Below are 26,876 nucleotides of genomic sequence, written 5' to 3' on the forward strand. Positions count from 1 at the left end.
CCCGGTCGGTACGAGGTGATATGGGATACCGTATCGTCGATCCGGGGAGCGTCGACCCCGCGCCCGATCGACCGAGCGAGTGTCGAAAACTGTCCGAGTCGGGCGGTCTCGAGACCATGGCTATCAATCGGTTTCGCGCCGAGCCGGGGGAGGAGCTACCGCTGGCCTACCACTACCACGAGACCCAGCAGGAGGCGTTCTACGTTCTCGAAGGAACGATGGCCGTGGAGACGCCCGAGGACACCTACGAGGTTCCGACCGACTGTCTGTTCGTCGTCGATCCGGGAAGCCCGCAACGGGCGTACAACCCGGCCGACGCCGAAGGGCCGATAACCGTCCTGGCTATCGGCGCACCGGCCACGGACGGTGACGCCCGCGCGTACGACCCTGACGACGAAAGCGACGCATGAGCGACAGCGAACAATTCCCCGAGGCCGACGAACTCCCGGCGGAGATCCGCGAGGCCGTCCCCGACTGGGACGACGAGTACCTCGATCGGGTTTCCGACCGGCTCATGTACAGTTATGACCTCGAGAAGGACCATCATGCCGCCGGCGAGCGGTGGGACCTCTACGGCGAGATGCGGGTGCTCAACCAGAAGCAGTTCTTCCACCCAGCGCTGAGCTACGCCGACCACGAGGCCGAGGAGTACCTCTTCGCCCGCCGTGAGCCGCGCCCGACGGTCGCCGAACTCGAGCGGTTGGTCGATCTGGGCCACGACGTGGCCGACGAGAAGGTCGTCGCCGACGAGGAACACTTTGGAACGGACGTGAGTTTTGTGCTCGTCGCCGACGAATTGCCAAGTGACGTCCGCGAGTACGTCTCGGGCTTTCGCGACCGGACGCTGTTGAAGTTCGGCTACTACGGTCACTACGACGTGAACCTCGCCGTGGTGGTGCCCGACGAGGAAGATCACGTCGCCAGCGAGGCTGCCGACGTCGCCGAGGCGTTCACCCTCTGGGACGACGTCAGCGAACCCGACGAAGGCGTTCTCTCGCGATTCGCGAAGCGCTTCTGGCGGTAGACGGGCGTCGATCCGCGTCGTTCATCGCCTGATAAACGGGATGGGGCGAGCGAGACTCGAAACGATGACGATCTGTGACGAGTGGCTAATTGTAGAGAAGCTACGTCAAACGATCTCGTACTCGAGAGCAGCGTACGGCAAAAAAGTTCGTCCGGCGTTCGGCGTTCCGGCCGTCGTCAGTCGTCGCCCGGTGCGGCGGGCGTTTCAGGCCCGCGACGGACTCTGCTGATGTTCTTGTACCCCAGCCTGACGAGCATCAGTGCCAGTGTGATGAGCACGATAGCGAGTACCATCTGGACGGCCGAGGAGACGACCGCTTCCGTCGTCTCTGCACCGCCGTTCAGCAGGTTGACGTAGAGATTCTCGTAGAACGCCAGCCACGAGAGCCCGAGAACGGTGATCGTCACCATGATCGCCATCGGGACGCCGGTGGAGACGAGCTGTTTGCTGTCGTCCCAGTTGGCGAGCCAGACGGTCGCGGTGAGCAGCGCCAGCGCCGCGAGCAGCTGGTTTGCGCCGCCGAACAGTGCCCACAGCGTGACCCACTGGCCCGAGACGACAAGCAGGTACGCGGGAATGGTCTGGACGATCGGGTTGGTGTATCGTCCTCGAGCGATCGAGCCGATGTCGGCGTTCAGTCCCGTGTCGGTTCGGCCCGCGGGGGTGCCGACGATCTCTTCCATCATGTACCGACCGAGTCGGACGGCCGTGTCGGTCGAGGTGAGCAGGAAGCTACAGAGGACGAGCGCCATGAACACGGCGCCGACCGTCTCGGGAATGCCGAGGCTCGTGAGGATGAGGCCGCCGCCGGAAGCGAAATTCGGCAGTGCCGCACCGATCCCGCCACCGGGGCTGGCGAAGCCCCAGACGGCGAGCGTCGAGAGTGCGACGGCGGCGAGCAGTCCCTCGCCGAGCATACCGCCGTAACCGATCAACCGGGCGTCGGTTTCCTTGTTGAGTTGTTTGGCGGTCGTCCCCGAGGAAACCAGCGAGTGAAACCCGCTGATCGTCCCGCAGGCGATCGTGATGAACAACAGCGGGAACAGGGGCAAGAAAACACCTTCGACGCCCCAGAAGCCCTGGAACGCGCCGATGGACTCGTCGATGACGAGCGGTTGAGACGACGTCCCGAGGAGCGTGCCGACGATGATTGCGACGATCGCCCCGCCGACCCCAGTGTACAGCAGGAACGACGAGAGGTAATCACGCGGCTGGAGCAACACCCAGACCGGGAGTGCACTCGCGATGGCAGCGTACAGCATCACGACGGGAATCCACGCCGCGGTGTTCCCGCCGAGGTCGGCCGCGCCGGGAACCCACGATCCGTCGCCGCTCAGGAGCGTGATCGGGGTCAAATCGGGGTTCTCGACGACCCGCTCGGCGGTCGGTTCGAAGATCGCGACCGGGAATTGGATTCCGACCCACACAGCGCCGAATACGCCCAGAACGAACAGGATCGTCCCGGGAATGAACGGTCCGTTGAGCTGGTAGAGGTACACCCCGAACGCCAGCGCGAGCAGGATGTAGATGAACGACGCCGTCGACACCTCCGGATAGGCGTTGAAGACGATGCCGACGACCAGCGCGAACACGGCCACGACCAGTATAATCGTCAGGAACGCGAACCACAGGAGCATGTCTTTCCCCTGTTCACCCACGTACTCTCCGATCATGTATCCGATCGACTTCCCTTCGTGTCGAAGACTGCCCGACAGTGAGACGAAGTCGTGAACCGCACCCATCAACGGATTGCCGATGGCAATCCACAGTAACGCGGGCACCCAGCCCCAGACCGCACCGGCTGTAATCGGACCGACGATTGGCGCCCCGCCGGCGATGCTCGAATAGTGATGTCCCAGTAACACCGGTTTCTTCGACGGGACGTACTCCTGGCCGTCCTCGTACTTGTGCGCCGGTGTGATTCGATTCGAGTCGAGTTCGACGAACTGTGCGAGGTACCTCGAGTACCCCACGTACCCCACTGTAAACGTTACCAATACCGCGGCAACGATCCAAATTACCTGTGTCATGACAAGCCCACCCACACAGAGTGTGGGCGATACTCTTAATACTTGGTTATATTCACACCATCGATGGTGAAGTTATTATATCCGGGTGGTTATTCAATTCGGAAATATGGCAGTCAAGCGATGATTACGGCGTAGATCAGATGATTACCGTGGTAATCGGTACTCCCAGCGCGGCACGCGCGAAACGAGGACTTCGACGTGAAAACCCTCCTCGTGTCAGTTAATCTAGTAGCGGCCTCCTCGAGAGTTGGGGAGAGTAACCCATTGTGTGCGCGCGGGCGAGCGCTCACTCGAGCGCGGCCTCCAGCGCGTCCATCGTTCGCTCGACTCGGTCGATCCGGGCGTTGTGTCCCATGTGCCCAATCCTGAGGATGTCGTCTTCGAAGTCGCCCAGACCCGTCGAGAGGACGATACCGTGGTCCTCGCGAATCTGCGCCTGTAGTTCCGTCGCGCGCCCCTCGAGGTCGAGCGCCGTCACCGTCGGCGACGCGAGCGAGTCGTCGGGATACACCTCGAGGCCCAGTTCGTCGGCCCGCTCGCGACACTGCCCGGCGGCCGCCTCGTGGCGCTGGTAAACGGAGTCGATACCCTCCTCGAGCAGCAGGTCAGTCGCCGCGTCGAGCGCCTGCAGGTTGGCCGTGAGGTGGGTGTAGGGGAACCACTCGTCCTCGATCACGGTCTTCCAGGGCTCGAGACTCGCGTAGAACGACTGCGATTCGACGGTTTCGATCCGCTCCCAGGCACGGTCGCTCACTGCACAGACGGTCAACCCCGGCGGCGCGCTGAAGCACTTCTGGGTCGCCCCCAGGACGACGTCGATGCGGTCGGTCGGCACCGGAGTGCCACCGAGTGAGGAGACGGCGTCGACGACGCTGATCACGTCGTGCTCGGCGAGACGGTCGAGCACTGGCTCGAGGTCGTTGAGCACGCCCGTCGGCGTCTCGCAGTGGACCATCGTCGCGACGTCGTAGTTGCCGGACTCGAGTTCCTGCTCGACCGCGTCGACGTCGATCGGTTCCCGCCAGTCGCCGCCACAGACGGTCGCCTCGCCGTCGTACAGGTCGACGAAGTCCGCAAAGCCCTCGCCGTAGAGCCCATTGGCGATACACAGCACCTCGTCACCGGGGTCGATCAGCGAGGCCACTGCGGCCTCGAGCCCCAGGATGCCCTCGCCACCGAGAATGGCGACGTCACCGTCGCCGTAGATCGGCTCGAGTTTCTCGGTCAGTTCCCGGTAGAAGTCGACGAATTCGGGTTCGACGTCGGGATTCCGGCTCGGTTCGGTCATGCGTTTGCGGACGCGTTCGGGGACCTCCGTGGGCCCGGGCGTCATCCGAAGCAGGTCGTGATCGTCCATGTCCGACTTCTCGATGCGCGTCACAAAAGCGTGGGCGGTCGACGTCGACGAAAGTTTGCCTCTGATTCGAGTGTCCGTCTCGAGTCGATAGCGCGCGATTCGAGGAGAATTGTGACCGAATCAGCCCGCTCGAGGCGCCACCGGATCTATCAGGGCGGGAGCCTCCGGCGTGTCGTTCGTTTCGTTCGTCTCGTTGTCGTCCGAACCCGTGTTCGTCTCGTTTCCGGCATCTGAATCCGTATCCGTCTCGTTGTCGTCGTCCGTGACGTTCTCCGATCCGTCCTCGGTTGATTCGTTCTCGTCGGCTTCGTCATCGTCGGCACCGTCGGCATCGTCCGTCTCGTTCCCGTCCGCACCTTCGGACGGCTGTGGCTCCGCATCCGGATCTGGTACGACCTCGCCGTCACCCTCCTCGAGCGTCACCTCGAGGATCTCGCCATCCACGACAGCCGTTTCGGGAACCGCCGTGGTCCCCAGGTACTGGCGCTCGATCTCGCCGTCTTCGGGCGTTCCGACGAAGATTTCGTACTCCTCGTCGATCGCCTCGACCGCGCTATCGGTGTAGCCGTCTTCCGGTCCGAGCTCGTCGTTCGTCGCGTACGGGACCGTCAGCTCGAACGTGCCGTCGTCGCTCACGTTGGCCTGTTGCGTGTAAGTGAACGTTCGTCCCGGCTCCGTCTCGAGTTCGATCTGCGCGTAAACGCGGTCGGAGTCGGCGACTTCGCCGTCGATCGACCCGGTGATGTTCGCCCCCTCGACGCGCTCGAAGGTCTTGACGTCCGAGACCAGATAGGCGTTGTAGGCGTAGGCGGGATAGTACCGGCCGCCGAGTTCGACCGCGTATCCGTTGAACATTGTCGGGCGGTTCGACGCCCGGGCCTCCTCGAGCCTGGCGGAAACGTCGTCCGGTTGCTCTCCGAAGAACGTTCCCGAGCGCGTCGTCACTGGATACAGCCCGTTCGGCGTCTGGAGCAACTGCGTCCCGACGACCGAGTACGAACTCGATTCGTGGACCAGTCGGTAGTGGTCCATGCCTTCCGCGTCGTGGAGGTACAGCGAGGCGAGCATCGTGTCGTGATAGGCCTCGCTCGTCGTCGGCACATCGAACTCTTGGCCGCTAATATTTGCCGTCTCCTGGGTCTGGAACCGACTGTACGCCGGGTCGGTCCACTGCGTGATTGCACTGAACTTCCCGCCGGCCATCTCGTTGTCGATCATGACGTACCGCATCTCGCCCTCGTCGGCATTGTCGGCGTTCTCGAGTTCCGTGGTGATGGTCTCCTCTGGCTGATTCACCACCGGCACGCCCGCAGCGATACCGTCGAGGATCGCCTCACCGTGGGACTCCTCCTCGGCCAGCAGGTACCACGAGGACGACTGCGCGTTCTGCTGGAACGGGTTCGAGTGCGGGATCCGCTCGCCGTTGGTCGTGATCAGGTGGCCGTAGTCCCACCAGGACATCACGCCGTAGGCGCCGCCCGGATAGTCGAAGTCGCCGTCTGCGGGTCGGTCGTAGGTCCCGTAATACTCGAGTTCACTCTGGTTGCCTGCGCCCGCCCAGTTTCCGGGTTCGGGCGTACTCTCGAGGAGCCACTGGGTCGACTCGTCCCAGGTCATCGCGTCGCTGCTCGGTCCGACGTTCTCGCCACGCTCCCAGGTAGTGGCGCCGTCGGCCGCGATTGGCGGGAGCAAGGGCATGAACAGCATCAGGACGACGAGAACGATCGCAATCACCTGGTAGGTCTCGACGTCGCGAATCGAATCTGCTGTGCGGTGGAAATCCAGGCTGAGAAGGCGGGCGATGTCCGCGACGAACACCGCGTTGACGACCGCGACCGCAATCGCGAGATAGTAAGAGAACCGAGTCTGGGTAGCCGCCATACTGATCAAGAATAGTGACCAGACGATCACGAGGGTGTACTCGGCGCGCCACTCGCGACCGAACAGCGGGCGAAGCATGAGGAACGCAAGTCCGCCGAGCATGGTGAAGAAGGCGGCTCCGAACTCGTTGAAGACGTACTGGGTGAAGTCGTCCGGGGGCTGCGCCTCCGAAACGGTGAGTGCCCCCGTCGAGGGGTCGAGCGGCAGGAGTCGGCTCGTGAGGTTGTTAATTACGGTGCCGTAGAGATCAGGGACGAGAACGGCCATCGCACCGAATCCGACGATTAGGAGGCCGGCGATCGCAGCCGGGTAGTACTGCCGGTTGACATCGAGGTCGTCCCACTGACGGGCAAGCCAAGCCATGAACACGCAGCCGAATGCGACAGCCAGCGCGAGCGTTGGCTGGAGGTAGCCGAAGTGGGAGACGTTGCCGGACCACTGTTCGAACAGTAGAATAGATCCGAGTGCCGTTACGCCGAGGCTGACGGCTCCGACGAAGGCGACGTGGTCGGGAGAGATCCCTCGAACGTAGTCAAGGCTGAGTTGGATGCAGAAGAAGACGCCGAAGATGCCGATCAGCAATACTGCAGAAGGCCACACCCAGATGTAAAGCGTGAGCGCGAGACCGGCAAGGAACGAGTAGATCGTCGGGCGACGAAGGGCGTCCCAGTCGCGATCGGCGACGAGTTCGTAGATCGGCCGGTCGCGTTCGCCAGCTCGGACGGCGACCATCATCGCGAGGACCGCAATCGCCATGAACAGCGCTTCGCCGATGTGGTGGTCGAGCTGACCGACGGCTGAGCGGTAGAAGAACGAGCCTGGCACGAGCGCGAGGAGGACTATTGAGACGAGTCCACCGATGGTCCCACCGAGTCGACGGCCCATGTAGAAGACGGGAATCGCAGTGAGCGCGCCCATCAGCGGGATGGACACGAGGGCGACCATATAGAGGGTTTCAGGAGAAGGATTTCCGAGACCGACGATCATCGCCGCCGTGACGATGAGTTGGTCGAACAGGGTCCCGAAGTGGCCGACGTAAGTTCCTGTAGGGTAGCCTGTGTAAACCTCGTAGGGCATCGTGAACGGATAATTCTCGGCGGTCCACTGGATCGTCCGCCAGTGGTACCACGAGTCGACACCGGACAGGCGTGGTGAACCGTCGTCAGCGATGAAGTTCTCGTAGGACCGGAGGCGAGTCCACAGCATGAACAGTATCACCAGCCCAAGCAGGGGGAGGTGATACCACTCCTGCCACGTCTCGAGGGCGGAGGGTGTTTCGGTCCCCTCGTCGACGTGTTCAGTGTCAGTACTCATTACGTCCCACCAGTGCAATGTGGTGAATAAACTTTGTTATCTGCTATTGGAAGCCTTTGGTGAGGCTGTTTTCATACGTAGTTTGACCGAATAAGAATCTGACCGTACTCAAAATGGCTCGTCCTAGTGACACAAGGTGCGTATTGGTCGATAGATTACAAAAACGCGAGCGGGTGCGCCGCATCGACCGATGAATGCCGGTGTTCAACTCGGCTTAGCAAGTTCCCAAGTGTGCTCGAGAAGTAGGCCGTATCAGTTCTCAAGTTCCAGGCCAACTCACGGACTCAGTCTAGGTAGGGCTGGCACACCAACTTCACTCCATCCTCAAAGTCGATCGAAGGGGTCCAACCCGTTGCTCGAGAGAATTTCGATGGGTTGGCACACGTGTGCTCGACGTAATCGTCAAAGGGACAGTCAACGTACTCTGGCTCGATATCTGTGCCGAGTTCGTCATTGATCAGTTCGATCATCCTGTTGAAACTGTAGGCATCGCCCGTTCCAATGTTATATACCCCACTCAGTTCGTGATCTGCAGCGAGTTCGAACGCTCGTACGACGTCATCGACGTGCGTGAAATCCCGTGTCTGTGTACCATCGCCGAACACTTTTGGCGATTCATTGGCAGCAATTTGGTCGGTGAACTGGGCGACGGTATTTGCGAATTTACCTTTGTGTTCCTCGTTGCCTCCGAATCCTTGATAGACAGAGAACAGACGAAGGCCAGCCATCGAGAGTCCATGGTGATTGGCATAGTATTCAGCGTAACGTTCGCGAGCCAATTTCGACGCTTCGTACCCCGTGTGTGCCTCGACATCCATGCTTTCAACCGATGGATCAGTCTGGCTGCCATAGATGGACGACGTGGAGGCGTAAACGACGGTTTCGCAACCCTGTTTGCGAACCTGCTCAACCGCATTGACGAAGCCCTCGACATTAATACGACATCCACGCCGAGGATCATCTTCGTGCATATTCCGAGAGGAGAATGCTGCGAGGTGAAACAGGATATCAACATCGGACGGGAGATCATCATCAAGGACGCTCACGTCGTGGAATTCGACTTCGTCGATAAGATTGTCGGTGGTCCCCAGATAGAGATTATCGACGACAACCACCTCGTTTGTAGATGCAAGATAGTTTGCGAGGTTAGAACCAATAAACCCAGCACCGCCCGTGATGAGAACGCTTTTTCCTTCCATACACCAATGGTCTGCTCGTTTCATTAAATAACCTGATGTTCCGTTTGTTGCCTTCGACAGTCCAAGTACCGCCTGTCCCGCGCCCGAGGCCGTTTACCGAAATAACTAACTCTCTCAGTTTCGCAGGCCCGTACATGCGCGTCTCGGTGGTCGTTTGTGAACACACGCTGGACCGGTATCAGGACCTTCGAGATGCAGTCGATAGCATTCTCGCCCAGAGCCACAACGACATTGAACTTGTACTGGTAGCCGACGGGAACGAAGACGTCTGCCAACAATTCTATGAGGACTACAACGACCACGAAAGCATTTCAATACACTGCAATGAAAACAATGTCGGGCTTCTCGCAAGTCGAAATAACGGAGCCAGAGTGGCGACCGGAGACGTGGTCGCGTTCATCGACGATGATGCCGTAGCCGACCCCCAATGGGTAGCCGAACTCGTCGAAGTGTATGAGAATTTGGACGCACTCTCTGTCGGCGGGAAAATGGTTCCACTCTGGGTGGCTGGACGGCCGAGATTCCTCCCTGAAGAGTTCTACTTTCTCGTTGGGGTCACCCAGCGCGGGTTTGCGGATGGCAAGGGTGAAGTTCGAAACACTTTCGGCTCGAATATCTCCTTTCGCCGCGAAGTTTTCCTCGAGCTGGACGGGTTCAATACAACAATTGGCGGCCGTCAGGGGGACGAGAACCTACAGGGTGGCGAAACGGAACTGTGTGCCCGGCTTCGTAGCGAGTACAACCAGAGCGTCTACTACAACCCCGAAGCGGAGGTGGCCCACAAGGTGTTCGGTTACCGAACGAAACTGCTGTGGTTGCTCGACCGCGCCTTCTGGCAGGGGTACTCCAAGCGAGGAATGGAAGTACTGGTCCCCGAATCGACCGGCGAGGAGTACGATTTTCTCGGCCGACTCTTCCGCAAGTTCGTCCCGGCACGTACGAGGAACCTCGTTCACAACCCCTCTTTGGAGAAGGCCGTTCAATTCATCATGTTGTTCGCCTTTACCGGCGCTGTTGGGTTTGGTTACTTATATGGAATGACGAAGTGGCGTTGACGTGAACGCTTGCCGATACGCTTATACAGCCGACTTTGTTCGGTAGAAATATGAGTGACTCTTCAGTGGACGAGGACACAGACTTGCGCCTCCATGATCTCGACATCGCTATCGCCCACTGGAGAATCAACGCCTGGGGAGGCGCAGAATACCTTGCAACGATTCTTGCGGATGTCCTGGACGTGGACCGGATATATACAATCGGGGAACCCAAACCAGATGATCCAAATCCGTATGGAAACGTACAGTTCGTGGACGTGACGGAGGATCTCTCTCCCCGCCTGCTTCGGAAGGTTCAGGCACACGTAGGTCGACCTTTTGAATACGCTCTCTGGGAAGATGTCGATTGGCGTGAGTACGGATCTCCCGACGTATTGATCACGTCGGGGGCGACGACTCGTTCGGTCATTACGCCGGCCGAGACCTTGCATCTGAACTACTGCCACTCACCTCCGCGCTGGTTTTACGACCTATATCACGATCGAAAAGACTCCCCGACTGGGGTGCTCGCCAGACCGCTGATTCGATACCTCCGGATGCGCGATCACACGATCGACCCGCGCGTGGACGGCTACTTCGCAAACAGCCCGATTATCGCTCAGCGCTTACAGAAATACTACAAACGTGATTCGGAGGTGCTGTATCCGCCTGTCGCTGTCGACTCCTACCACGAAGACGACGACGACGGGTTCTATCTTCATCTTGGCCGTCTCGACGAGGAGAAAGGCGTTCCGGAGGTGGTCGAAGCGTTCGCGGGGCTCGACCATCAGTTGATACTGGCTGGGGGCCGTGGCGACGTCGAAGACTCGGTCGTCGAGAAAATAAAACGAAGTGGGAACCTCGAGTACCGCGGATTCGTCGATGAAGACGAAAAACGAAATATATTGGCGAACTGTCGAGCTGTCGTATTCAACGGTCGTAATGAAGACTTCGGGATCGTTCCGATCGAAGCGAACGCCAGTGGAAAGGCCGTTCTGGCGCGTAACGACGGATTCCCGGGAATCTACGTCAAGGACGGTGAGAACGGGTACCGTCATGACGGGACACCGGCAGGGATTCGGGCCTCCGTCGAACGGTTCGAGTCGACCGGGCTGGACGGTGATCCTCGGTCTGAAGTCGAAACGTTCTCAACCGCTGTGTTCGAGAAGCAACTGAAATCGGCTGTCGTCGATCGGTACAAGGCGTTCGTGACGACAGCGAGAGGGAACCACTGATGACTGAAACAATTGTACTCGGTCTCGATGGGGCGAACTGGTCGCTACTCAAGCCGTGGCTGGAAGAGGGGCGCCTTCCGAACATCGAAGCGCTCCGATCCGATGGCGTCTTCGCAGATATGGAAAGCTGTCTCCCTCCGGTCACGTGCCCGAATTGGCGGTGTTACTCCACGGGAAAAAACCCGGGAAAACTGGGCGTTTTCTGGTGGGAGCGCATCGACACGGACAGGCGAACGCTCACGACGCCCGACTCGCGATCGTTCAAGAGCGCCAACTACTGGGACTACCTCAACGAGCAGGGCCGAACTGCGGGAATACTCAACCTCCCGATGACGTACCCGCCGTTCGAGGTCGATCGATTTCTCGTTGCAGGTGGGCCAGGAAGCGAGCAGAACGAGTACGCCTATCCCCCAGATCTGGGTGCGCGACTCGACGACGAGGGATACACGCTCCATCCAGATCGACCAGTCACCGCAAAAGGTGATCTCGATGAGGCCGATAACATCGTCGACCTCATCGAACGCCGACTGGAGACGTTTCGCGGCCTTCTCGACGAGGAAGACCCGGACGTAGCACACTGTACGGTGTTCTACGTCAACGTTCTCCAACACTTCTTCTGGCGCGGTGAGCCGGCCCGCCTAGCGTGGGAGGTCATCGACGAGCATATCGGACGGCTTCGGGAGGAACATCCAGACAGCAACCTTTTCCTGATGTCGGACCACGGTTGCAAGAACGTCGATACGGTGTTTTACGCCAACAGCTGGCTCGAGGCCGAAGGATACCTAGTTACCGAAAGCGAAACGTCGGATTTTCTCACGAAGTACGGCATCAACAAGAAGCGAATCTCGAAACTGGCCCACAAACTCGGCGTCCACGACCTCGTAACGCGGCTGGCACCCGACCGTTTGACGGACTCGATCCCGGAAGACGAGGAAGGGTTCAAACGCGAGCAGAAGCTCGAGAAGGTAGATTGGGAACGGTCACGGGCCATCGCCAGCGGACAGGGTCTCATCTACGTCATCGATAAGGATCCCGAGACGGTCGATGCCATAATCGACGATCTGTCCGCACTTACCAACGAGAACGGCGATCCGATCGCTCGAGAGGTGATGCGCAGTGACGAAGCCTATAACGGGTCATACACTGACGAAGCGCCGGACATCGTCTTCGACCAGCGGCCGGGCGTTCACACGAGTGGAGCGATCGGGTCGAACCCGGTATTCGACGATGTCGGACAGTGGGAAGCCGAGAACGTTCGAACGGGGCTCTTCCTCGCAAGCGGTCCGGATATCAAGGTATCAGCCGTTGATCGCGACGTGTCGATCACGGACGTCGCTCCGACCGTCCTCCACAGCGTTGGCTGCGCAGTTCCGACGGACATGGATGGCACGCCACTCCCCCTGTTCGGCGACGACGACTTCGATGAATGTGACCCGTTACCCTTCGAGAGCGTGGATTCGGCGGGCCGCCAAAGCGTTCAGAACAGACTTGAAGACCTCGGGTATCTGGAATGACGGTCTGTCTCACCGGCGACGTCCACCACATGTCGCTCGAGACACGCGACCAGGCGTATATGGACCGTACAGAAGTCGAAGCGGCTATTGGCTATGCAGAAATCGCTGCAGCGTATGATATTCCAGTGACGCTATTTGTGACGGGGAAAGCGGCTGTCGAGGAACCAGAAATGGTGCAAAAACTGGCATCAATGGATAATGTCGAAATTGGAGGACACAACTATTATGCGTTCGACACACTCGTACACAAGGCATGGCGTGGGTTGACCGGTTCATGGAATGGGCCGCGACAGTTCCAATCGTGGGAAATTCGAAAGACAATCGAGACGTTCGCACAATTGGGTGTTAAGATCACCACTTGGCGGGATCATGCCTATCGGCATGATGCAAACACTGCTTCGCTACTCACTAAACATGGTATCACCCACTTCTCCGATACTGTCGGCCCTGATGAATGCGTACGAAAGGAATCAGGGGTCACGATCGTACCAGTAAACACGCCACCTGATCACGAACACATTTATCACGCCTTTCGGACACCGGAATTCGTCGCTAATGACAGTTTTTCAGGGCCGTTTGGTGAGGAATCTTACGAACCATCAACCTGGTGTAGAAAAGTTTTAATCTCTTTGGAAGAACTGGCTACATCAGGAAGGGAGGCCACTGTTTTGGCACATCCAGCATGCATGTTGCTCGCCGATTCGTTCACTATCTTCGAACAATTATGTGAACATCTAAGATTAGATGGACATGAATCATCCTTCCTGTCCGACATTGAACCAACAATCTGAAAATGAATTTTAATGTTATTTATTATGTGCCGACAATTCCTGATGTATGGAGCACAGACAGATACCAGCACGCTTTGGCATTAATCGAACGAGCTGACAACTCATTACTTATTGGAAACAATCCACCACCATCTGTATTACAGACTAAAGCATCAAAAACAGTAATCCTTGATTCAAGCGGCGTACTCGCGAAAGCCAGTCAAGCGGCCGATATTGTTCGCAAAGAGATTAGGCCAGATGGGATATACGTGACTTCATATCATTACGAAGCAGCGCTGAGTGGCTTGTTAGCGCATTATAGAGGTATAACCTGGGTTCCAGATGTTTACGAGACACCAGCCCAATACCGACTAAACAATCCAAGATCCTATCATCAAGTTACTTCTCGGGGGCTCGAGGCAATGCTAAATAGAGCAGAGCGTACTATTCATTCGTTCCATCCGAAAACGCCATATCAATATGGATCAGATCGGCATTTTCTCACGAATGGTGCCCCTGTGTCGCAAATTGATCCATCGTACTTGATCAGTGACAGCCTATCAATAGTTTGGGTCGGAAGTCCTCGAATAGACCGCGGTGGCGAAATTCTGGTTAAGGCAGTTTCTCAACTTAATAGTGAATTCGAAGTAGAGGTCTATGGTAAAATAGATCAGCGGCTCATATCATTGGCAAAACAATATGGGGTTCAAAAGCAAATTCATCAGCACGGTTGGGTAACTCATAACGAGGCGCTTCAAGCGATCAATAGAGCAGATGTCGGCTTCGCAGTCTTGCCGCCCAGAACTGACTGGCTGTACGCCCCAGCAATCAAAATCGGTGAATATCTTGCGTGTGGAACAATTCCACTTGTTTCTGACTTTCCAGGCAGCCGATACATTGCTGGAAATGCCGGAGTATACGTAGAGCCATCAGGTGACTCTGTCGCAAAAGCCTTAATTGAACTTGATAAGTTATCGACTGATGAACGTCTCGACCGAATGCGACGGGCTCGCCACCGTGGAGAAACCATTTCGTGGGAATCAATCCGATCCTCGTTCGCTAATCACATCGGTCTTAACGGCACCAATAGTTAGATAGTCCGAGAAGCAGAAAATCAGAAAAGGTATTTTCGATTAGTATTTATAGTATTAGGATTTAAGATTCCAATATCACAAATAAATACCAAAAGGATATTAGATCATAATTTTCTTATTTAAAATAACACTCTTTACTAGGTGAAATTCGAATCGAATAGCATAACCGGCAACAATCTGAAGGTAGGGATATAGATTTCGATGGGGTCTGATACCGATCAAGCAGTCCGAAATATTTTTAAAGGGGCAGGGTTAGTCTACTCCGGTCTTGTTTTGGAGATGTTGTTTGCATTTGTAGCACAAGTACTAGCTGCGAGATACCTTTCAGTCGGCGGCTTTGGGGGCATTACCACAGGCACCGCGATACTCAATATCGGTGCAATTTTTGGTAGCGTCGGACTAGGGAGAGGACTCACTAGATATCTTCCCCGCCAGAATGACGTGGATAGACGCTCATCTGCCCAGGTAGCGCTTTTTATAACTGCTCCAGTATCGATTATATTGGGACTTCTGGTGGCATTCAACGCGGAAGTGATCGCGACCCAGATATTCGGTGATCCAACGGTAATAGTGAGTGTGCAAATTTTTGGTGCGACGATCCCGTTTGCGGCATTGTTGACGGTCGGAATTGGTGGAATTCGAGGGCAACAACGTGCCCGAGAGCATGTCTACATCGAAAACATCCTTCGTCCGACACTCCGATTCGGATTGATCATCGCTGCCGTCCTATATGGACTCGGACAAGCAGCCTTTGCAAGCGCATATGCGATTCCGTATGCCATCGGTGCAGTGGTTGCACTCTACTATTTCCTCACTGCAGTCCCCGGTAGCTTGTCGACGTTTATCATTAATCGCGGTCAAGCAGAAGAACTCCTCAGGTTTTCGCTTCCATTTACGATTACAAGCGCTACGTCGTTCATCTACCGGAGTTCAGATATATTCCTCGTGTTATATTTTCTTAACAGTACCGCTGTCGGGATTTACGGGGTTGCGTATGCCGCTGCCCAACTTGTGTCGATTGTATCGACAGCATTTAATTACCTCGGAGAACCGGTAGCCAGTAAAGTCGAATCAAATAGTGGACTAACAGATATGTTCAGAGTCCATCAATCTATTCTTAGATGGTCACTGATTGCGAGCGTCCCTATTATTGTCCCCTTTGTTTTCTTCCCAGTAGAGTTTATTAGTACCGTCTACCGGGCAGAGTATGCATCGGGGGCATCCACATTATTGATATTAACAATAGGATTTGGGATACATAATGTCCTTAGTACGAAAGCGAACATCCTGAGTGCGCTCGGAAAATCGACCGAACTCGCGGTAAATAATACGTTAGCGGCAGTTACCAATATCGGGCTCAACATTCTATTGATCCCGTCATGGGGTATCGTCGGCGCTGCTGTGGCGACAGTTGTTGCCTATCTCCTTCGTGATCTAATGATGATCCTCGAAGTTTGGTATCATACCGGCCAAACCGGGTTCTCAAGAGCAACGATCACACCGGGTTTGATTGCGCTCCCATTATTTGGGATTGCAGCACTCATCTCGCCAATAATTCCAAAAACAGTGCCCTGGATTATCGCCTTTACGGCGCTTTTCAGCGTCAGTTATCTGGTTGCAGTGGTGGTTGGTAGTGGACTGACAGCAGAAGACGTGATGCTCATTCGCTCTTTGCAAGAACAGTACGGCCTCGAATCCCAACGATTAGATGCGGTGTTGGATCAATACTCTCGAGATTAATAGCGAATTTGGCACCGATACCTCTATCAATATATCTACTGAATTCTAGCCAATGAGTATTCGCATCCCGTTGAGACAGCATTTGAGGGACACTAGACAAGAACTGTCTAACTTTTATTCGAGTCCGGCATGGTGGTGGAACCAGACCAAAAAATCAGTATTATTCCCGATCCATCGTGTCGCAACACGAACGGGCCAGTACACTCGCGTCGTAGAGGAAGACTGGGATATCTTACTTATTTTAGACGGATGTCGTGAAGATCTCTTTCGAGAAGTGGCCGATATTGAACAGTTCGACGAATACAGAGCAATAAATAGCGGGGCAAGCGCGACAAAGGAGTGGGTTGTTAGGCAATTCTATAAAGGAGCCTTTACTGACACGATATATCTCACTGGTAACGCCGTCGTTTCGGAATATATTCAGGCCGCGTTCTACCAATTCGAAGATGTCTGGCGAGATGCATACGATGACGAACGACGACTTATTCCACCGGAGCCTTTAGCTGAGCGAGCACGTATCGTCCGAAAAGAGTATCCTCGGAAACGGCTCATCGTGCATTTCAGCCAACCCCATTATCCATTTATCAACTATCCCGAATTGCAATATCACAGTAAGGCAGATGGACCGAGCAATGTATGGCACGCACTTCGACGCGGCTACGTTAACGAACAAACTGTCTGGAACGCCTATGCCGACAATTTGAGAACTGTTTTAAATGTTGCCGAAGCGCTTGCAGAGGACCTCGGCGGTCGCGTTGTTATGACTTCAGATCACGGTAATCTCTTTGGGGAACGCATTTTCCCGTTTCCTCTTCGGGAATGGGGACATCCACCTGGACTCGCTCATCCAAACCTCCGAACTGTTCCGTGGGCGGTTCTTAGTGGGGAGTCAACGTCTACGATTGATAACCGAGATATAACTGAGCAGCTTGAAGCATTGGGATATCTGTAGCATTAATAATTAATTCAAATGTTTTTTATTATTAGTGAATCTACATGAGATCATTGGCGAGAGGAGTCATCTACAATTATAACATTCCATGAAAGCATATACTCAGTGAAGTACGTTCGCGGGCAAATCGTTACGCTGTATCATAAATGGAAGTTGCGATTATAGTGCATTGACGCCTGCAGTATCTTCACATCTCATCGGAGGATATAGAGCGGACGACTGTCATCTTCTGGAGTTCCAATTCGTTCGAACTCACTTAGACATGAATATTCGATCAGAAACTCAGCGAATTCGTCCTCTGCCAACTGCTTGTAGGCGCTCTCCATTTGCGGCGACCCTCTTGCGTGAGACTGGAAAACTAGCTCATCCATTTTTAGGTTTGCGAGTAAGTCCAACAGTTCATTGTATGTGTCCTCTGTTTTCAGAAAATGATGGAAAATATTCAGTGCAAGAACGACGGTAAAGTCCCTGCCCACTTCGTAATCGAAAATTGATTCTTCTGCCACTTCAAATTCATATCCGTTGGCATTCCTGATATTCCGTAGGAAGTATGCTCGTGTTGGGATATGCTCAACCGCAATGCAGTCGAATCCTAAGTCTTCAAATCGGTGAGCAAAATACCCGCCGACGTTTGCGCCGATATCGAGCATTGTCCCATCATCTGATTTTAAATTATTCTGGATCATCTCAAAGCGCGCTCCCGAGTCGTGTGAATGGGGGATATCATGAAGATCAGGATGAAGAAGCTCATTGTAGCTTTTCCCATTCATCTCCCTTTTTAGGTACTCAAGCAGTTCGTTTCGGAATCGAACCCATTGGTTGTGCCGGACCAGAATTCGAACGGGTACACTATCCAGTGAAAGAATTTTGGCGATAGATAGACGATGTCGTCCGTTGTTGAATAGAAGTCGGCCGTCGTGACCGACGTTTACCGTTATCTCGTCATACTGTCTCTGACTTTCCGAGACATTCATATCAAGAGGATGAGTGTGGTTGTTTGCTATAAGATTTTGCTGGGATTTAAAACCCTCATCTCGAATCCGGTTGAAGAGATCGTCAATTTGTTTACATCGTGCAATCCACTCCTCTCTTGTTTCACAGCCCCTGTTTGGGTTTCCTGATTCAATTTCCTTGACCACTCGCTGAAACCACGGAGTCTCTTCCCAGTCGTATCCATCTACATACCGTTGCTCAAATGATTGGTACACATCAGTTTGCTTGAATGGTCGGCGGTACGTATCCCAGTCCCCTCCAACGACTTTGCCATCATCGCTCCACGGATCAAACGGATTCCCTTTCGGAAAGCCCATGTGCTCAATACGGGCTGGATCAACCTCAACAATCTTGAGAGGGTCGATAGATTCATCGAGAGAATTGAACCGTGCCGCTGTCTTGAATTTATAAAGTCGTATCTGTCGATAGACCTTCCGAATATCAGACTCTGCCCTCGGCGAGAGCCTCATAATTGGCTTGACGATTAGCTTAATCGGAGCTAGGAGGTCGGCCATAGTGGCTATTGGCCCCGTCACGTTCAAAAAAGTTTTCGAGTTTTTTAAAAAAGCCGTCCAAATGGTAAACCAACCAGCAATTCATCTCGTTCTGGATGGCTATCCGGCCAGAGCATAGATACGGACCATTAGAAAAACATCGATAAATTACATCGCCGTTTTCGCGACCTGAGTTTGGATTTATTAAACTAAAGACATTCCAATCGAGCCCCTGAACAATAAATTCGATAGATAATCAACTCGAGGAACAGCCCAATGTAGATGACACTCGCACCTTTGACCACGTCTCGAATTGCTTGGTCACTATCGCTCATCTGGTCACCTGATCACCTGTCGAAGAGAGCGTTCATATCGATCGTACAACTCGTCCCAGGAGAACCCTTTCTCGACGACCGTTCGACCGTTCTCACCGAGGCGCTCACGCTCGCGTTTGGCCGTCGCGAGGCGATCAATCGCCGTCGCCAGTTGATCCGGTCGGTGGGGATCACAGAGCAACCCTGTCTCGTCATCCTGAACGATTTCCGGGATCCCGCCAACTCGAGTGGCCACGACCGGCGTTGCCGTCGCCTGTGCCTCGAGTATTACTCGCGGAAGCCCCTCAGTATGGGAAGGAAGAACGAACGCGTCGAACTCGTGATACAGCGAAGGGATCTGCTCGTATGGCACCGACCCGAGAAACGTGGCCGTTTCTCCGAAAATCTGCTCGAGGTGTGTTCGTTCCGGGCCGTCGCCGGCAACGATCAGTTCGCAGTCGGTATCGGTCAACTCGAGGGCGGCGGCGAGATCAGCGAGGCCTTTGTACGGCTGGAGCCCACCGACGTAACCTAAACGGAAGCCGCTTTCGGATTCGCCAATCCGACGTTCGAATCGGCTGGAAAGCGGTACTGGCACTGGTTCAGGGTTGAATCTGTCCACGTCGACTGCGTTACGTACATTGAAGATACGGCCTCCGTTGACACCGTACGATTGGAGTTGGGAACCGATGTAGTCACAGACCACGAAGTATCCATCGTGAGGCGCACGAAGCCGCATTTTGAAAGACGCTAAATCCATCCGCCCGAAGAGGCTCTCCACCGGCGGATCGAGGCTTGAGCCGACGTGGACGACGTGAGGCACGCCGAGACTCCGTGCCGTGAGCAGTCCCGGAAGGTACGTTTTTCGAGTCTTCGAGATGACGATGTCGATGGCATGCCTCCGTCCGATTCGAATCGCTCGAATGAGCGTTCTGAGAGGCCCTTCGACGAATCGGGACCGGGGATCGACCGAAACCTGAAACGAACGTTCCGGTTCGGAGTTCCAGTCGAGAAGATAAACGTCGTGTCCTCGCTTTCGAAGTCCTGAAACGACATTTCGGACGTGTATCGCACCACCTCGTACCATCGCATTGGAGAAAGAGATAGGCTCCTCGGTGAGGTAGAGGATACGCATTGTTTGAATATGCTGAAGACTCGGCTAAATATCTCGCGGTCCAGTGTCTTCGGCTATGGTTTGCAATCGTTCAGGCAGATGGTCGTGACTCGAGGCTCTCGTACCTCCAGATCAAATCGAAATACCGCTTCATTCCCGCGACGAACGAGCCGTTCTCCGTGATTGCGGCCTGCCGCTGATGGTTCGGAACGTCGGTCTCTTCAACCAGGAAGATCGCCTTCCCGGAGTCGTAATCCATGCTCGGGTCGATAAACGTTCCGCGCCAGGGCAGTACCTCCTCACTGAACTGGTATCGGATGGCAGAGTGTTCAGCGGCGATTCGCTCGACGATATCCGCCTGTACCGCTGCTTTCTCCGGCGGAAGCTTACGGGGATCGAGGAACAACACCGAGACCTCGAGTCCTCGCTCGAGCGTGGTTTCGACCGTCGTTTCGATGTCCTCGAAGTAGGCGAAGCTGTTCGTAATCACGTAGACGGTTTCGGCCGCGTTCTGGTAGAGCTGACGCGTCTCCGTCTCGCTCGGATCGCCGACGTCAACGACGTGGAAGAGTTCCGACGTCGGTGTCACGTCCTCGTTCGCTTGCTCGTACAGGGGCCCGAACGTCTCCAGAAACGTCGACTCGATGGAATCGATCTCGGTGCAGTAGTCCTCGTACTCCTGGCGTCGATTCTCCTTCGCTCGCTCGAGAACGGTTTCCGGAGATTTCGGTTGATACTGCTTCGGCCGACCGGGAATCACCTTGATGAAGCCGTAGTTTGCGAGCGACTCGAGAACGCCGTACACGCGAGCCTTGGGGATGCCCGTCGCCTTGGCGATGTCCGGTGCGGTCGTCCGTCCGGCGCTCAAGAGATGCTCGAGTGCCGTTGCCTCGTATTCCTTTAATTCTAGTTCCTGCAGTAAGTCGGTTGGCTCGGTCCCCATAGCAGATACTCCACGGTTGGGCTGTGAAACCGTAAAACCGAGTATTTATCCTCAGCAATTCAGGTATAGGATCGACAATTCAACTCTCTGCTCGCTGCAGGAGTTCTCGAACCGATTCTTCGATCGTGTGTCGTGGTGACCATCCCAGCTGTTCGTCTGCCCTCGACGTGTCGACGGTGAAGCTTTCGACCATCGTTTCAGCGCTTCGAGGATTTTCGACGAGTTCGACGTCGACGTCGTTGCCGAGTTCCTCTCGGGCGATCGCCTGGACGGTTTCCGCGACCGTCATCACGGAGGGATCCTCGGTGCCGGCTATCTCGTAAATCTCGGTGCCGGTATCGCCTGCCTCGAGTTGCTCGAGCAGCCGTTCACAGCTGTGAATATACGCTCTGGCGACGTCTTTGACGTGAACGAAGTTTCTCGACTGGGTGCCCGGTTCGTACACCGTCAACGGCTCGTTCGACGTGGCCCGGTTAACGAAGAAGTTGATCACCGTCGGTTTCGAGACGACCGTGCCGTCGACCACGTGGTCGCCGTAGAGGTTCGACTTGAGGAACAGATGAGCCGGAAACGCGCCGTCGGCCAGCGTGTCGATCGCGCGTTCGCCGAGGAGCTTGGTTCGGCCGTACCAGTTGAGCGGGTCCCGCGGATCGTCCGCCGTAATCGGGAACGTGTCTGGGTCTCCGAGAACGGCCATGCTGAACGGGAAGACGAGCGCGGCACCCGTTTTTCGACAGAACCACGCGACGTTGTTCGTTCCGGTGACGTTGACGTCGTAGGCGAGGTCGCGGTTGGTATCGCAGTCGTCGACCCCGCTGACTGCTGCCAGGTGCAGTACAACATCCGCTCCGTCGAGCGCCGATTCCAGCCGGTGACGATCCCGAATGTCGACGTGTTCGATGTCGACCGAACCGACTGCGGAAACCTGACCCCGGTACTGGTTATCGATCGCGCGAACGGACCACTCGGGGTGCGTTTGTTCCAGCAGGTGAAGGACGCGGCTGCCGATGAATCCGGCCGCACCGGTAACGGCAATTGTCGGCGGTTCGTTCGTATCGTCTTGCATCGATGATCGTTGATTCGTCATAGTATCATTGCCTCGGCTGTGATCGTTGTAGCTGGTCCGCCAGATCCGCGATCCCCTCTCGGACGGTCCATTCCGGCTCGAAGCCGGTTTCCGATAACCGGTCGAAGCTCACGTGATACGACGGTCCCGGGTGCTCGTCCTCGAGGTACGTGATATCGAGTTCCCGGTCGAGTTCGTCTCGAACGAGTTCCGCGATGGTAGCGATCTGGTAGTTCTGGTCGTTCGCCCCCACGTTGTAGACCAATTGTGGCCACGAGTTCGGGTTCAGCGCGGCGTGTGCGTAGGCTCTCGCGGCGTCTTTCACGTGAATGAACGGTCGCCAGTTACTCCCGTCACCGTAGACGGTAAGCGGTCGATCGGTGAGCGCTCGGAACACGAAGTGGTTGACGACCAGGTTGAAACGAACACCCGGCGACCAGCCGTAGTTCGTGCTCATCCGGAGTGCCGACCCATCGAACCCGTACTCGTCGATCGCCTTGCGAAGCAACGCCTCGGATTCGACCTTGGACTCCGCGTACGGATTGAGCGGGTCCTGGTCGGTCGTCTCGTCGATGTCGGTGCTCGCGGTACGCCCGTAGTTGTTACACGACGAGGCGAAGACGACGTGTTCGACGTCGAACTTGCCGGCGGCAGTGAGCACGTTCTCCGTCCCGTGATAGTTGACCGAGAACGTCTCCTCGCGGCGGTCGTGCGTTGACGCTGCACCGGTAATCGCGGCGAGATGGATCACTCGATCGACGTTGCGCATCGCGTTCTCGACGTCACCGTACTCGCGGACGTCACCGCGTCGAAACTGAACGTCATCGATGCGTCCGGCGAGGTTCGACGGGGAGCCAGTCGTCAACGAATCGAGGACGCTGACGGTCCCGACGGCTTCCTCCTCGAGAAGGAGCGAAACGAGTTCGCTCCCGATGTACCCACAGCCGCCCGTCACGAGGACATGCAGATCAGTCATCAGACGTCAGGACGCCGGGGAGGAACCGATCTTCGTGGGCCGTGACCGTCCGTTCGTGATCGACCAGCGTTCCGAGAATCTGTCTGACGCCGTCCTCGAACGTCGTCGACTGGCCGTCGATCAGGTCCGCGTAGCGGTCGTGTTCGATCTCCATCTTGTGCGTCTCGTCCTCCTCGCGTGGGTTTTCGAAGTGTTCGACGTCGACATCGAGATCGAACTCGTGGGCGACGGAGGCGATGGTTTCTGCGATTTCGACGATACTGATCGCTCGAGTGACCTGATTGTAGACGCCGAGGCCATCGTGGTCGGTCTCTTCGAGGGCGAGACGCGCCAGTCCTTCGACCGCGTCCTCGAGGGCGATGAACGGCTTTCGCTGTTCGCCTTTGCCGTAAACAGTCATCGGATAGCCGGCGATGGCTTGTGCACAGAATCGGTGGGTAACGACCCCGAAGTAGTAATCGAAGTCGAACCGGGTCGCCAGGTCGGGGTGTGCTGCGGTCTCTTCGGTTTCGGTACCGTACGTGATCGCCGTTCGCACGTCCGAGATTGGAATGTCGAACTGCTTGTGTGCCAGGCGCATATTGGCTGCGTCGTGCGATTTCGTCAGGTGGTACCAGCTACCGGCCATCGCCGGGAACGGGACCTCGTCCCGCTCGCCCTGGTTTTCCATCGTCGCCCCGCCCTCCGGGATCGGGAACGTGGGCGCCCCGTAGACACCGGTCGTCGTCGTTTCGATGAAGTGGGTGTCCGAAAGCCCGGCTTCGTGCAGCCCCCAAAGCAGATTCCGCGTCGCCTGCATATTGTTGTGCTGCGTGTAGTTTGCCCGCTCACCGTTGATCTGCGAATATGGTGCGGACGGTTGTGCAGCGGTATGGACGATCGTCTCGGGTTCGTGAACCGAGAGCAGCTGGTCGACGAATGCTCTGTCGGTCAAATCACCCTCGACGAAGGAGAGGTTCTCGAGACCGAGCGCTTCTTCGGCCGCCTCCAGTCGCGCATCGATATCCGCGATCGGTACCGCTGTCGTCGACCCGACGGACTCTACCCACTCTCTCCTCGCGAAGTTATCGACCAGGACCACGCGGTCGTCGGTTCGCGATGCGATGCGCAGTGCGGTGGGCCAGCCGAGATATCCGTCGCCACCCGTAACCAGTATCGACATAGTTACTCATAATTTGAGTATCTACCATATAATGCTTCTGCCATCACCTGCGAGACCGAGGGAAAGTACTAAGACCTCATGGATAATTGAGTTACTCAGAAACTGAGTACCATGACCTCTACAAACGATGAACCCCTGGCCGAGGATGAGCGAGACGATCGACACTTAGAGGACATTGCTGATGGGTGCGGGTGTACCGAAGTGTGGGAGCATCTGGCGCAAAAGCGAGAATCCGACTGACGGATCAGCTATAAAAGCGCCGAAGAATAGAGGAAACAACCGGATTACGACGCTTACAGTCCCAATTTAATCCGCAAACAACATGGCTCCCGAGGCGAGAACTGAGCGCACGCTTCAGCGGGAACCAAACAGAACTGAGACCTCCAGATGCGGAGTATTCGGCCGAAAGGTTGCAGGGACAGAGTCGACGGGAGTCATTAGTAACGAACTTTGAAGCGCCCGAACATGTTTACCATCGCTGCTAGTTAGTGTATGACAGAGGCCACGCTCGATGACGCTCGAGCGCTCGAGAAGCGAAACGTACCTGAAATCTTACCGACCTAGCTTCTCCCGTCCGATCCGAATCCCCGTGGGTGTAATGATGAGCTGGTCGTCACCCTTCTGGACGATGTCCCCGTCGACCTCGCGGGCGACCTGTCGGAGTTCGTCGACGATGTGTTCGGTCGTGCTGTCTTTGGTGCGCAGGCGGGTGATGTCGGCGATGACGATGTCGCCGTCATAGACGGCGTCTTTGATGTCGATGGCGTCGACTTGCCCCCCGATTTCGGCGATGTGGACGGACATTCCGGCGTCCCCGGTCGACGGCGTGACGTCGTCGAGGTCGAGTTCGACGTACTCGTCGGCGGTGCGCGTCTGCCCGCTGCCGAGGATCTTGCTCATTAATCCCATAGCGTCAATGGTCCCGCGCTGGAGTATAGTTCTTACGTCAGACGCTGTCTCGCGACCTCACGGTCCTCCCCGATTTAGTAACAGCAATACCAGCTTGTTGCAATCCACCTAACTGTTACTCCTCTATCAATTAGAGTTCATTTTTCGAAGTATCATAAGAACGTTTATATGGTAAAGTATAGTGAGTGTAGTCGTGGTTGATAATACCATGTCACGGGAACACATCTCACGACGAACGCTGCTGCACGGAGTCGGAGCTGGAGTCGCCGCGACGGCACTGGCCGGACAGGCGTCAGGGCAGGGCGACGAGTACATCGTCGGACTGCGAGCCAACAGCGGATTCGAGGTCGCCAGCGAGCGAGCCAACAGTGTTCGGCTCGAACTCGAGTTCGGCGACGTCGGCAAAGCGCTCTCGGGACGGTTCTCCGACCAGGCGATCGAAGCGCTCGAGAACAATCCGAACGTTCGCTACGTCGAGCAAAACGGCCGGATGCACGCCCTCGAGCAGACGACGCCGTACGGCATCGACCTGGTAGACGCCGACGTGGCGATCGACAACGGCGAAACCGGCGCCGGCGCGAACATCGCGATCATCGACACGGGGATCGACGCCCAGCACGAGACGCTCTCGGAGAACCTCAGCGACGGCTGGGCCGCGGGCGACGCGGAGTGTGACACCGGGTGCGGCGGCGGTCCCTTCGGCGGCGGCAACGACATCAGCGAGTGTCTCGAGGTCTGGGACGACGACAACGATCACGGGAGCCACTGTGCAGGAACGGCCGCCGCGGCCGACAACGGTCTGGGCGTCCTCGGCGTTGCGCCAGAAGCGACGCTCCACGCGGTAAAAGTGCTGGACTGCTCCGGCGGCGGTTCCTACGACAGCATCGCGGCGGGCATCGAGTGGGCCGCCGACCACAGCCAGATCGACGTGTTGAGCATGAGCCTCGGCGGCGACGACTCGAGCGTCGTCCGCGACGCCTGCCAGTACGCTGACCAGCAGGGGAAGGTCATCGTCGCGGCGGCCGGAAACGACGGCCCCTGTTCCGACTGCGTGGGCTACCCCGCTGCGTACGACGAGGTCATCGCCGTCTCCGCGACCGATTCCAACGACGACCTCGCGGACTTCTCCTCGACCGGACCGGAGGTCGAGATCGCTGCCCCCGGCGTCGACGTGCTCTCGTCGATTCCGCGCAGCGACTACGCAGAATTCTCAGGGACTTCGATGGCCTGCCCGCACGTCGCCGGCGCGGCCGCGAGCCTGATCGGCGCCGGCGAAGATCCCGCCAACGTCCGCCAGTTGCTGAAAGACGGCGCCGAGGACGTTGGCCTGGCCAGCAACGAACAGGGCGCGGGTCGGCTGAACGTGGCGAACTCGCTGGGGCTCGACGGCGGTGACGATGACGACGGCGGCGACGGCGGCGACGGCGGCGACGGCGACACCGCACCCGCCATCGACCAGTTCGACGTCTCCACCAAATCGAACGGCCCCTGGTCGCGCGCGAGCGTCACCTGGTCCGTCTCGGACGCCGACGGCGACCTCGCGAGCGTCACGACGGAACTCCTCTCGGGAACCAGCGTGCTCGACAGTCAAACCACGAGCGTCAGCGGCTCGAGCGCCTCAGGCGAGGACGACCTGCGAACCCGCGACAGTCCCGACAGCGTCCGGGTGACTGTGACCGACGCCGCAGGCAACGAAACGAGCGACAGTCAGACGTACTGAGCCAGCGAGCCAGTTCGACCGACCCTCGAGCGCTCCCAGGC

Annotated in this window: 22 protein-coding genes; 11 read left to right on the forward strand and 11 right to left on the reverse strand. The window is 56.7% G+C overall.

Translation table 11 applies throughout. The annotated features are described in order from the left end of the window. Window positions 1-20 precede the first annotated feature (20 nt). Together ACFQO4_RS04700 and ACFQO4_RS04705 are read left to right on the forward strand one after the other, a co-directional pair. Window positions 21-410 (forward strand): cupin domain-containing protein, encoded by a 390-nt coding sequence (locus ACFQO4_RS04700; RefSeq protein ID WP_500259807.1) that lies wholly within the window; start codon window positions 21-23, stop codon window positions 408-410. Further along, a complete protein-coding gene (locus tag ACFQO4_RS04705) occupies window positions 407-1,024 on the forward strand; it encodes a DUF8052 family protein (protein WP_500259808.1) in 618 nt (205 codons plus the stop codon). The genes ACFQO4_RS04700 and ACFQO4_RS04705 overlap by 4 nt, the downstream gene beginning before the upstream one ends. 176 nt (window positions 1,025-1,200) lie before the next feature. Here ACFQO4_RS04705 and ACFQO4_RS04710 read toward each other — a convergent pair whose 3' ends face one another. The 4 genes from ACFQO4_RS04710 to ACFQO4_RS04725 all read right to left on the reverse strand — a co-directional run bounded on the left by ACFQO4_RS04710 (window position 1,201) and on the right by ACFQO4_RS04725 (window position 8,805). Beyond that, window positions 1,201-3,054: a carbon starvation CstA family protein gene (locus tag ACFQO4_RS04710; protein WP_500259809.1), complete on the reverse strand. Its 1,854-nt coding sequence runs from the start codon at window positions 3,052-3,054 to the stop codon at window positions 1,201-1,203. Window positions 3,055-3,340: 286 nt separating this feature from the next. Next, on the reverse strand, window positions 3,341-4,411 hold the full coding sequence (locus ACFQO4_RS04715; protein WP_500259810.1) for a pyridoxal-phosphate-dependent aminotransferase family protein: 1,071 nt from the start codon (window positions 4,409-4,411) through the stop codon (window positions 3,341-3,343). Between the two features lie 120 nt (window positions 4,412-4,531). Further along, window positions 4,532-7,606 (reverse strand): oligosaccharyl transferase, archaeosortase A system-associated, encoded by a 3,075-nt coding sequence (locus tag ACFQO4_RS04720; protein ID WP_500259811.1) that lies wholly within the window; start codon window positions 7,604-7,606, stop codon window positions 4,532-4,534. Window positions 7,607-7,890: 284 nt separating this feature from the next. Further along, window positions 7,891-8,805 carry an NAD-dependent epimerase/dehydratase family protein gene (locus ACFQO4_RS04725; protein ID WP_500259812.1) on the reverse strand — a complete coding sequence of 305 codons (915 nt, stop codon included), beginning with the start codon at window positions 8,803-8,805 and terminating at the stop codon, window positions 7,891-7,893. Window positions 8,806-8,939: 134 nt separating this feature from the next. On the opposite strand from ACFQO4_RS04725, the gene aglG reads away from it, so the two are divergent. From aglG to ACFQO4_RS04760, 7 genes are all read left to right on the forward strand, one after another. Beyond that, the gene (gene aglG, locus ACFQO4_RS04730; protein ID WP_500259813.1) at window positions 8,940-9,860 is read left to right on the forward strand and encodes a glucosyl-dolichyl phosphate glucuronosyltransferase; all 921 of its coding nucleotides are present in this window, start codon (window positions 8,940-8,942) and stop codon (window positions 9,858-9,860) included. Window positions 9,861-10,363: 503 nt separating this feature from the next. Next, window positions 10,364-11,074 carry a glycosyltransferase gene (locus ACFQO4_RS04735; RefSeq protein ID WP_500259814.1) on the forward strand — a complete coding sequence of 237 codons (711 nt, stop codon included), beginning with the start codon at window positions 10,364-10,366 and terminating at the stop codon, window positions 11,072-11,074. Beyond that, window positions 11,074-12,588, forward strand: a complete 1,515-nt coding sequence (locus ACFQO4_RS04740; RefSeq protein ID WP_500259815.1) for an alkaline phosphatase family protein — start codon at window positions 11,074-11,076, stop codon at window positions 12,586-12,588. The genes ACFQO4_RS04735 and ACFQO4_RS04740 overlap by 1 nt, the downstream gene beginning before the upstream one ends. Window positions 12,589-12,617: 29 nt before the next feature. Beyond that, on the forward strand, window positions 12,618-13,379 hold the full coding sequence (locus ACFQO4_RS04745; protein WP_500259816.1) for a polysaccharide deacetylase family protein: 762 nt from the start codon (window positions 12,618-12,620) through the stop codon (window positions 13,377-13,379). 2 nt (window positions 13,380-13,381) lie between these two features. After that, on the forward strand, window positions 13,382-14,452 hold the full coding sequence (locus ACFQO4_RS04750; protein ID WP_500259817.1) for a glycosyltransferase: 1,071 nt from the start codon (window positions 13,382-13,384) through the stop codon (window positions 14,450-14,452). Window positions 14,453-14,653: 201 nt separating this feature from the next. Continuing rightward, a complete protein-coding gene (locus ACFQO4_RS04755; protein ID WP_500259818.1) occupies window positions 14,654-16,192 on the forward strand; it encodes an oligosaccharide flippase family protein in 1,539 nt (512 codons plus the stop codon). A 52-nt stretch (window positions 16,193-16,244) separates the two neighbouring features. After that, a complete protein-coding gene (locus ACFQO4_RS04760; RefSeq protein WP_500259819.1) occupies window positions 16,245-17,144 on the forward strand; it encodes a hypothetical protein in 900 nt (299 codons plus the stop codon). Between the two features lie 194 nt (window positions 17,145-17,338). Here the strand turns inward: ACFQO4_RS04760 and ACFQO4_RS04765 are convergent, their stop codons facing one another. The 6 genes from ACFQO4_RS04765 to ACFQO4_RS04790 all read right to left on the reverse strand — a co-directional run bounded on the left by ACFQO4_RS04765 (window position 17,339) and on the right by ACFQO4_RS04790 (window position 24,206). Continuing rightward, window positions 17,339-18,652, reverse strand: coding sequence for a class I SAM-dependent methyltransferase (locus ACFQO4_RS04765; RefSeq protein ID WP_500259820.1), 1,314 nt, complete (start codon window positions 18,650-18,652; stop codon window positions 17,339-17,341). 318 nt (window positions 18,653-18,970) lie between these two features. Next, window positions 18,971-20,080 (reverse strand): glycosyltransferase family 4 protein, encoded by a 1,110-nt coding sequence (locus tag ACFQO4_RS04770; RefSeq protein ID WP_500259821.1) that lies wholly within the window; start codon window positions 20,078-20,080, stop codon window positions 18,971-18,973. A gap of 70 nt (window positions 20,081-20,150) precedes the next feature. Beyond that, a complete protein-coding gene (locus ACFQO4_RS04775; protein ID WP_500259822.1) occupies window positions 20,151-21,002 on the reverse strand; it encodes a TrmB family transcriptional regulator in 852 nt (283 codons plus the stop codon). A 79-nt stretch (window positions 21,003-21,081) separates the two neighbouring features. After that, window positions 21,082-22,068, reverse strand: coding sequence for an NAD-dependent epimerase/dehydratase family protein (locus ACFQO4_RS04780; RefSeq protein WP_500259823.1), 987 nt, complete (start codon window positions 22,066-22,068; stop codon window positions 21,082-21,084). Window positions 22,069-22,093: 25 nt separating this feature from the next. Continuing rightward, window positions 22,094-23,044, reverse strand: a complete 951-nt coding sequence (locus ACFQO4_RS04785) for an NAD-dependent epimerase/dehydratase family protein (RefSeq protein WP_500259824.1) — start codon at window positions 23,042-23,044, stop codon at window positions 22,094-22,096. Next, the gene (locus ACFQO4_RS04790) at window positions 23,037-24,206 is read right to left on the reverse strand and encodes an NAD-dependent epimerase/dehydratase family protein (protein ID WP_500259825.1); all 1,170 of its coding nucleotides are present in this window, start codon (window positions 24,204-24,206) and stop codon (window positions 23,037-23,039) included. The genes ACFQO4_RS04785 and ACFQO4_RS04790 overlap by 8 nt, the downstream gene beginning before the upstream one ends. Before the next feature lie 111 nt (window positions 24,207-24,317). Between ACFQO4_RS04790 and ACFQO4_RS04795 the strand changes: the two genes are divergently transcribed. Further along, window positions 24,318-24,446: a DUF8595 family protein gene (locus ACFQO4_RS04795; protein WP_500259826.1), complete on the forward strand. Its 129-nt coding sequence runs from the start codon at window positions 24,318-24,320 to the stop codon at window positions 24,444-24,446. Between the two features lie 312 nt (window positions 24,447-24,758). Here the strand turns inward: ACFQO4_RS04795 and ACFQO4_RS04800 are convergent, their stop codons facing one another. Continuing rightward, the gene (locus tag ACFQO4_RS04800; RefSeq protein ID WP_253433197.1) at window positions 24,759-25,115 is read right to left on the reverse strand and encodes a cell division protein SepF; all 357 of its coding nucleotides are present in this window, start codon (window positions 25,113-25,115) and stop codon (window positions 24,759-24,761) included. A 193-nt stretch (window positions 25,116-25,308) separates the two neighbouring features. Between ACFQO4_RS04800 and ACFQO4_RS04805 the strand changes: the two genes are divergently transcribed. Beyond that, on the forward strand, window positions 25,309-26,835 hold the full coding sequence (locus ACFQO4_RS04805) for a S8 family peptidase (RefSeq protein WP_500259827.1): 1,527 nt from the start codon (window positions 25,309-25,311) through the stop codon (window positions 26,833-26,835). The last annotated feature ends 41 nt before the right edge of the window (window positions 26,836-26,876 follow it).

Origin of the sequence: Saliphagus sp. GCM10025334, assembly GCF_042663485.1 — an archaeon.
Classification (GTDB): Archaea; Halobacteriota; Halobacteria; order Halobacteriales; family Natrialbaceae; genus Natronosalvus.

Bases quoted from the DNA above. Each gene is read 5' to 3' on its own strand.
- ACFQO4_RS04700 (WP_500259807.1), top strand. From the start codon at position 21: ATGGGATACCGTATCGTCGATCCGGGGAGCGTCGACCCCGCGCCCGAT.
- ACFQO4_RS04705 (WP_500259808.1), top strand. From the start codon at position 407: ATGAGCGACAGCGAACAATTCCCCGAGGCCGACGAACTCCCGGCGGAG.
- ACFQO4_RS04710 (WP_500259809.1), bottom strand. From the start codon at position 3,054: ATGACACAGGTAATTTGGATCGTTGCCGCGGTATTGGTAACGTTTACA.
- ACFQO4_RS04715 (WP_500259810.1), bottom strand. From the start codon at position 4,411: ATGGACGATCACGACCTGCTTCGGATGACGCCCGGGCCCACGGAGGTC.
- ACFQO4_RS04720 (WP_500259811.1), bottom strand. From the start codon at position 7,606: ATGAGTACTGACACTGAACACGTCGACGAGGGGACCGAAACACCCTCC.
- ACFQO4_RS04725 (WP_500259812.1), bottom strand. From the start codon at position 8,805: ATGGAAGGAAAAAGCGTTCTCATCACGGGCGGTGCTGGGTTTATTGGT.
- aglG (WP_500259813.1), top strand. From the start codon at position 8,940: ATGCGCGTCTCGGTGGTCGTTTGTGAACACACGCTGGACCGGTATCAG.
- ACFQO4_RS04740 (WP_500259815.1), top strand. From the start codon at position 11,074: ATGACTGAAACAATTGTACTCGGTCTCGATGGGGCGAACTGGTCGCTA.
- ACFQO4_RS04745 (WP_500259816.1), top strand. From the start codon at position 12,618: ATGTCGCTCGAGACACGCGACCAGGCGTATATGGACCGTACAGAAGTC.
- ACFQO4_RS04750 (WP_500259817.1), top strand. From the start codon at position 13,382: ATGAATTTTAATGTTATTTATTATGTGCCGACAATTCCTGATGTATGG.
- ACFQO4_RS04755 (WP_500259818.1), top strand. From the start codon at position 14,654: ATGGGGTCTGATACCGATCAAGCAGTCCGAAATATTTTTAAAGGGGCA.
- ACFQO4_RS04760 (WP_500259819.1), top strand. From the start codon at position 16,245: ATGAGTATTCGCATCCCGTTGAGACAGCATTTGAGGGACACTAGACAA.
- ACFQO4_RS04765 (WP_500259820.1), bottom strand. From the start codon at position 18,652: ATGGCCGACCTCCTAGCTCCGATTAAGCTAATCGTCAAGCCAATTATG.
- ACFQO4_RS04770 (WP_500259821.1), bottom strand. From the start codon at position 20,080: ATGCGTATCCTCTACCTCACCGAGGAGCCTATCTCTTTCTCCAATGCG.
- ACFQO4_RS04775 (WP_500259822.1), bottom strand. From the start codon at position 21,002: ATGGGGACCGAGCCAACCGACTTACTGCAGGAACTAGAATTAAAGGAA.
- ACFQO4_RS04780 (WP_500259823.1), bottom strand. From the start codon at position 22,068: ATGCAAGACGATACGAACGAACCGCCGACAATTGCCGTTACCGGTGCG.
- ACFQO4_RS04785 (WP_500259824.1), bottom strand. From the start codon at position 23,044: ATGACTGATCTGCATGTCCTCGTGACGGGCGGCTGTGGGTACATCGGG.
- ACFQO4_RS04790 (WP_500259825.1), bottom strand. From the start codon at position 24,206: ATGTCGATACTGGTTACGGGTGGCGACGGATATCTCGGCTGGCCCACC.
- ACFQO4_RS04795 (WP_500259826.1), top strand. From the start codon at position 24,318: ATGACCTCTACAAACGATGAACCCCTGGCCGAGGATGAGCGAGACGAT.
- ACFQO4_RS04800 (WP_253433197.1), bottom strand. From the start codon at position 25,115: ATGGGATTAATGAGCAAGATCCTCGGCAGCGGGCAGACGCGCACCGCC.